Annotated in this window: 6 protein-coding genes; 1 reads left to right on the top strand and 5 read right to left on the bottom strand. The window is 50.3% G+C overall.

Going from position 1 to position 7196, the window contains the following annotated elements; translation table 11 throughout:
- From IQ235_RS14260 to pdhA, 5 genes are all read right to left on the bottom strand, one after another.
- Window positions 1-336, bottom strand: a 336-nt coding sequence (locus IQ235_RS14260) for a hypothetical protein (protein WP_264322115.1), incomplete at its 3' end; no start/stop codon positions are given.
- Window positions 337-986: 650 nt separating this feature from the next.
- Window positions 987-2822: an EAL domain-containing response regulator gene (locus IQ235_RS14255; protein ID WP_264322114.1), complete on the bottom strand. Its 1836-nt coding sequence runs from the start codon at window positions 2820-2822 to the stop codon at window positions 987-989.
- 100 nt (window positions 2823-2922) lie between these two features.
- On the bottom strand, window positions 2923-4071 hold the full coding sequence (locus IQ235_RS14250) for a sensor histidine kinase (protein WP_264322113.1): 1149 nt from the start codon (window positions 4069-4071) through the stop codon (window positions 2923-2925).
- Window positions 4002-4286, bottom strand: a complete 285-nt coding sequence (locus IQ235_RS14245) for a response regulator (protein WP_264322112.1) — start codon at window positions 4284-4286, stop codon at window positions 4002-4004. Before IQ235_RS14245 ends, IQ235_RS14250 begins: the two co-directional genes overlap by 70 nt.
- An 893-nt stretch (window positions 4287-5179) precedes the next feature.
- On the bottom strand, window positions 5180-6211 hold the full coding sequence (pdhA, locus tag IQ235_RS14240) for a pyruvate dehydrogenase (acetyl-transferring) E1 component subunit alpha (RefSeq protein ID WP_264322111.1): 1032 nt from the start codon (window positions 6209-6211) through the stop codon (window positions 5180-5182).
- A gap of 255 nt (window positions 6212-6466) precedes the next feature.
- On the opposite strand from pdhA, the gene IQ235_RS14235 reads away from it, so the two are divergent.
- The coding region (locus IQ235_RS14235; protein ID WP_264322116.1) for a J domain-containing protein at window positions 6467-7196 on the top strand (730 nt) is incomplete at its 3' end.

Below are 7196 nucleotides of genomic sequence, written 5' to 3'. Positions count from 1 at the left end.
GGTTTTCAATTTCCCTTTCGACCGTTTAAGGGTCTGAAAGGATTGGGCGTTCGGGAAATTTTCCCAATCGGAGATCGTCGGCTCGACTTTTGGCGATTTGAGGGTTGGGGGAGAAACGGATGTGGCGCTAGCGCTGCCGACCAGACCGAATACAAACCCCGCGAGGGACAGGATACCAAGGGCATCTCGGATCGAAGTCTCGGGCTTAAACGGAGGACATCCAAAAAACTTTTGCGGGTTAGGAGGGGAAAAGGAGATCGCCTCCATCCACAAACGATCCCGCAACTTAAGTGCAGAAAGTCGCGGGTTCAACTGGGTCGAGTTCGTTCGAGTCACGCCCCTCAGTTTTGCACAATTTCGAGCAAATAGATTCGGCATAGCTACAGTTCTTGGCAATTTGTATCGGTAACAGATCTTAATTTGTTTAATCGTTTCTATATAGAGCCGGAAAATCGTTTTTTGGACTCCGACCGCACCCAGATGTCCTTTACTATCTACGAAGAAGTGGTTCCGGACAAGGGGTGTCTCCCCGGAAACTGGTTGTGAATCCTTACAGACCAAGGTTTTTTGGAAATCTTGACAGTCTCAATTCTTCTACTCGAACCAGAGAAGCGAGCGATGTTGTCTGGGGAAAAAGATGGTCTCTAGAGGGGATGCACGATCTCACTTGAAAGTGTCGCACTTTCTGGCTTGACTCTCCGAGTGCATCTCGATCGCCCAAGACTTTATCGGGTACTCATCTCCTTGGCGAAACGGGCGAACTTCGAGTTTCGTACGGCGCCTAAATGGCTCTATTGAAATTAGAGCGATAGAACGAGTCTAAGAATCTCTTACAGGGAAAAGAAGGGGATTCGTTGCGGAAAACTGGCAATGGCAGGATAAAAAAGCTCGATCGTACTTTAACCTTCTGATTTTTACCGGGATCAGTATAACAGAAAGCGATCGAACGCGACCGATGCGATCTATTTCCTTCAAAAGCACTGCCGTCAAAAGCGATACTGTCGATCGAGGATTGTCCCAGCTGCCGCGCTCTCTATTGCCGGGGAGAACAAAAGACCCTGACCCCATTTGCCGCCGATCGCTCGTATCTGGCGAGCCTGTGGCTGAGTTTCGATCCCTTCAGCGACGATACCCATGCCTAAATGATGGGCGAGGGTGATAATGGCCCCGACGATCTCTTTATTCTTGCGACCGCTCTCCATGCGCGTGATAAAGGAGCGATCGATTTTGAGGGTATCGACGGGAAAACGATGGAGGTAACTCAAAGATGAATAACCGGTGCCAAAATCATCAATACTTAACTGAATGTGACGGGACTTGAGTTCTTGAAGTAGCGTCGCCACCGATCGAGTATTTTCCATAATCGCACTTTCGGTGATTTCTAGCTTTAAAGATCCACCTTCTAACTGATGGCGGGTCAAAATTTCGTCAATTTGTTCGAGTAAATTCGCTTGAACGAATTGTCGGACGGAGAGATTGACGCTCATGGTTAAGGGGAGTGCATCCTCGTCGGCAGAACATCGTTGGCGGCGTTGAGTTTGCCACTCTCGCAACTGACGGCACGCCGTTTCGAGCACCCATTGACCGATGGGAATAATCAATCCCGTTTCTTCGGCTGCCGGGATAAACTCCATGGGGGAAATAAAGCCTCGCGTCGGATGTTTCCAGCGAGCGAGGGCTTCAAATCCATCAATATAGCCCGTATCTAGGGCGACGATGGGTTGGTAGTAGACCATGAGCTCTTTGCGTTCCATGGCTCTGCGCAAATCGGTATCGAGCTGCAAAAAGCTCAAAACCCGATCGTGCATGGTCCGATCGAAAACCTCATAGCAAGCTCGACCTTTTTCTTTGGCACGATACATGGCAACATCCGCATCTCTGAGGAGATTTTCGGGCAGTTCGTAACTGGGGGTGCCCAAGACGATGCCGATACTGGTATTGATAAAGACTTCGTGAGGATCGAGGTAAAACGGATGATTGAAGAGTTCGAGTAACTGTTGGGCCAGTTCGGTGGCTTCGCGAATATCCCGAATGTCAGCCAGAACGATGGTAAACTCGTCTCCACCCAACCTTGCTAAGGTTTCTACTTGAGGCACGGATGATTGCAAGCGTCGGGCAATTTCCACTAGGAGTCGATCTCCGACCAAATGACCGAGGGAATCGTTGACGACTTTGAAGCGATCGCAATCGAGAAAGAGGACGGCAAACTGCTCGCTGGGCTTTTGTTTGACTCGATCGAGAAGTTGTACGAGTCGCTCGAGGAGGAAGGCTCGATTGGGAAGACCGGTGAGGTTATCGTGCAGCGCCATTTGCAGCAGCTTTTTTTGAACGCGCTTGCGCTTGACAATTTCCAGGTTTAGCTCTTGGTTAACTGCTTCGAGTTGGGCCGTTCGTTCCTTGACTCTTTGTTCGAGTTGGGTTTGAAGTTTTTTTAGAGTTAACTGGTTCTCGACGCGAACTAACACTTCCTCCACTTGAAAGGGTTTGGTAATATAATCGACACCGCCAACTTGAAAAGCTTTGACTTTGTCAAAGCTGCGATCGAGCGCGCTCAGAAAAATAATGGGAATTCCCTCGGTATGTTCGTCGGATTTGAGAGACTTACAGATATCGTAACCATTCATCTGGGGCATCGTAATATCGAGTAAGATCAGATCCGGAGGTGCGGCATTCACCGCTCTCAATGCTAGCGTTCCATTCAACGCACTCCGAACTTTATACCCGGATTCACTTAAAATATTAGAGAGAAGACGCAGGTTGTCGGGGGTGTCATCAACAATAAGAATATCTCCTTTAGAGGGCTGAGCTTTTAAGGTACTCATTATTATTATTTTTAAATTCTGAAATTCATCTTTCTCTCTCGATTTTCGCCCGATCGAGCCATGGCTTGCCAAACGATTCTAAAAATTACGCTCGCTCTTCTCAATTGCTCTGGTATTGTGTGGGTATTTCTAGGGCGACTGAAGTTCCACTACCCGATGTTGAAAAACAACCAATTTCTCCTTGATGTTGGTGTACGACAATGGCATACACCGTTGCCATTCCCACACCTTTGAAATTAGCGGTCGTTTCGGTGGTGAAAAAGGGTTTGAAGACTTGTCTGACAATATCCTCACTCATCCCAATTCCGTTATCGGTAATCGTGATTTTGACCCGCTCGGTGTTAGGACGCTCCGTACAAATAGTAATCATGGGGATGGGAAACGGAGAAGTCCCTTCCCGATCTCGCCGATCTAGAGCGGTCATGGCATTGGTAATGATTTCGGTAAAAACGCGAGTCATTTGACGGGTATTACACTCTACTCGGGGCAAATCGCCATATTCCTTAAAAAACCTCACTGAAGCGCCGTCGCTCACCCGGCGCTCTTGCAAAGCCGCGATACTGCGATCGAGACAATCGTGCAAATCCACGGGACAAACATCTTCCGCCCCCAGGCGCGAGAACTGCCGCAGCGACTGAATGATATCTGAAATGTACTCGGTTTTGGCCTGCATCGAACTCATTTGTTGGGGCAAGTCCGATTGCAGCAGCGCGACATCCATTCGTTCGAGTAACTGCCCGACTTCTTCAGGAGGTGCGGGTACTTCGAGTTGGTAGAGTTGGAGTAAGTTTAAAAGATTGTGAGTGCGATCGGTGGCATATCGAAGATTTCCGTAAATTGAATTGGCAGCTTCCTCGATCTCGGAGGCTAACGCCAAAGTCAAATCCCCCAAACTTGAGATCCGTTCGCATTGAGCCAGTTGAGCTTGAGTCTGTTGGCATTGTTCGAGAGCATTCTCTAACGTCTGGGCTTGCTCGATTTGTTGCTGTTCGGCCGCCCGACGATGACCGATCTCTTGCTGCAAGCGTACGTTTTGCTCGGCGAGTTGAACCGAAAGTCGCTGAAGGTAAATATTTTGCTCGGCGAATTGAACCGAAAGCTGTCGCAGGGTGAGATGAGTATCAATTCGGGCAAGCACTTCTTCAACTTGAAACGGCTTGGTAATGTAATCGACCCCGCCTAAAGATAACGCCTCGGCTCGATCTCGTACTTCGTCGAGATCGCTGAGTCTTTTTGGAGCTTTTGGCAAAACTCGCGACCGCTCATATCTGGCATATTTAGATCCAGTAAGATCAGATCTGGCGAGGTTGCGGTTGCACCCACAAGTGCCATCGAGCCGTTAATCGCGCTGCGAACTTTGTACCCATTTTCTCCCAGGGCAACCGATAGAGAACGTAGCTGGCTGGGGACATCTTCAACGAGTAAGAGATTGCCCTTCGGGACATCAGTTTGATGGCTGTTCATTACTCACTCACTTGTCGAGTCAAGGTCATAATTTGATTAAAGCTAAAATTTCCTCGTGCGTCATCGCTCCAACTAAGCCAGCAGTACCCGAAAATTTTGGGCTGGGCATCCTCTTTATGAGGATGGACTAGAGATTGCTGACTCGAGTGCGAACAGCATCTTTTTAGCATTTCCCAGTCCGCCTTGCCTCCGAATGCGAGTCTCGAAGTTTCCGTTTCTCAGACCTAAAACCTTCAGATCGCACGATCTGAAGGTTGAAGCTCTACGTACGATCGATGGTTGCGACTGGAGCTAGACTTTTAGGAGAATTTTATTTTTCGACTCAAGACAAAGCACCTTAAACTTTAGACCCGACCCCGTTTAGATCGTAACCCGACCGCGTCAGTATGGGAACGTTGTTTTTTGAGAGAGCCGTCGAGATCGTCGATGATTCCTTCACTAAGATCTATCGTGCTTTGCGTGCCCAACAATTGGGAAAGGGGCAAAAAAGTCCAAAAAACTCTGCTTGGTGCGCCATCGAATTTCTCGATTCGATCGAAAACGCCTACAAGCAAGTCGGTTGAACTCTCCAAGGAGAAACCCACAGTCCGTTTGCGTAATGTGGGATCGATCGACACCTTGGTCGCATAGGTATTTTCGGGAAACTTTGCCACCGTCCGATCTCGACTCTCCGTAGAAATAAGACTGACCGATGGATGCTAAATAAGGTGACTTCGAGCTACGCTGCGCGCTTCAAATCCCGGAGAATCAGACAAAGCATAAATTCTGAAAAATTGAGAGGTTCGGGTAATTCCGTGGCCGCTCGAATCCCAAGCCAGGGATCGAGCGGCGAACGAAGAGCCTCAAAAAGCACTCAAAACCCTCTTTCAGACTCGTGTTACTCTTCGAGTCCCTCAATCCTCCGCGAAAATGAAGCGACGCAAATCCTTTGGATCGGGTTCGGCACTTTCATTGGCGAACGTCACCGAATCGTCAACAGTTGCTTGAACCTGCCGTTCGATCTCTTTGAGTTCGTCGGCCGTGGCTAAGTTCCGTTCGTTCAGATGAGCTTTCAAGCGCTCGATGGGATCGCGAGCCAACCACTCTTCTTTTTCCGCCGGGTCGCGCAACTCGTCGGGGTCGGCAAGGGAGTGACCTCGGAAGCGATAGGTGAGGGCTTCGATCAGAGTTGGACCTTTTCCGGCGCGGGCGCGACCGACAGCTTCTCGGGCAACCGATCGCACCGCTAGCACGTCCATACCATCCACTTCCACCCCAGCCATATCAAACACGCTGGCCTTCTTAAAAATCTCCGGCTGAGACGTGGCTCGATCGTGATCCATGCCGATGGCCCACTTATTATTTTCGACCACGAATAAAATCGGCAACTTCCATAAAGCCGCCATATTCAAACACTCAAAAAACTGACCGTTGTTGCTCGCCCCATCCCCAAAGAAACAGGCAACGACATTATCGGCACTCTCGTCTCCTAGCACCTCCCGCCGATAGCGACATTGAAAGGCGGCTCCCAAGGCGACAGGGATGCCCTCGGCGACAAAAGCATAACCTCCGAGCAGATTGTGTGGGGAGGAAAACAAGTGCATCGAGCCGCCGCGTCCCTTGCTACAGCCGGTTTCCTTCCCGAACAATTCCGCCATCACTTCCCGAGCGGTCACGCCACAACTGAGGGCGTGGACGTGGTCGCGGTAGGTACTGCTGACGTAGTCTTCCCCCGGTCTCATGGCTTTGATAATCCCCGTCGAGACCGCTTCTTGACCGCTATAGAGGTGAACGAAGCCAAACATTTTGCCCCGGTAGTACATCTCGGCACATTTGTCCTCGAACAAGCGTCCTAGAACCATATCCTCGTAAAGTAACAGCCCTTCTTCTCGACTCACCTTTTTAGCGGCCTCGTCGATGATGGGTAGGACGCGTTCTCGAACCATACGATTTCTCCTATAACTTCACCGCTTTACAATAATTTATCAAAGCACGACGGTCGGATGCTTTGCTAGAGGAGGCACTCGCTCGAACCTTGCCTCGACCCAAATGCCCAGCGCAGATACACGTTACCACGAACGAATGGGAAAACGCGACTTCAAATCCGCCTTTGCGGCAAGACCGATCGTCGATGCCACGTTTGGCTCTGGGCAGATTGCGATACACTAGATCGGGACTTGACTGCGATCGGGAGCGGACTGGTGCTAATTCCACTCGATTACTACCGTATTTTAGGTGTCCCCATTCAAGCGACGGCCGAGCGATTGCAGGAGGCCCATCGCGATCGGGTGCGGCAGATGCCCCGTCGGGAATATTCCGAAGGGGCGATCGAAAAACGAAAACAGCTCATCGACGAAGCGTTTGAGGTACTGCGCGACCCTCAAGAACGAACCCGCTACGATGCCAATTTTCTTGCCAAAACCTACGAACTCGAACCCCTAGGGGCGATCGGTCGAGAAAATGGGGCGACTCCTCGAAGCCCCACTAGCAATCCCCAAACGCCCAGTATTGAAATTGACGACGATCGAGCCATCGGAGCTTTGCTGCTCCTGCAAGAACTCGGGGAATATGAATTAGTATTAAAGCTAGCTCGTCCCCTTTTGGCAGGCCCATCGACCGATCGAGAAGCCGATGCGGAAAATCGTCCCGGTTCTGTGGAGGTCGATCGCTCGGATATCGTCCTCGCGGCCGCGAGCGCCTATCTGGAATTGGGTCGAGAGCAATGGCAGCAAAACCAGTACGAAAAAGCCGCTTCTTCCTTGGAGGCAGGGCAGGCTCTCTTACTACGCGAAAGCTTATTTCCGAACCTGCGGGGTGACATGCAAGCCGATTTGAACAAACTTCGTCCCTACCGAATTTTAGAGCTACTCGCCCTCCCCGAAGAGCAAAGCGTTAACCGCCAGCGAGGATTGCAATTGCTACGAGATATGC

It is taken from the genome of Zarconia navalis LEGE 11467, from assembly GCF_015207075.1.
GTDB lineage: Bacteria > Cyanobacteriota > Cyanobacteriia > Cyanobacteriales > Geitlerinemataceae > Zarconia > Zarconia navalis.
The sequence above is the reverse complement of the archived record's forward strand: the minus strand, read 5'-3'. Positions and strand labels throughout refer to the sequence as shown.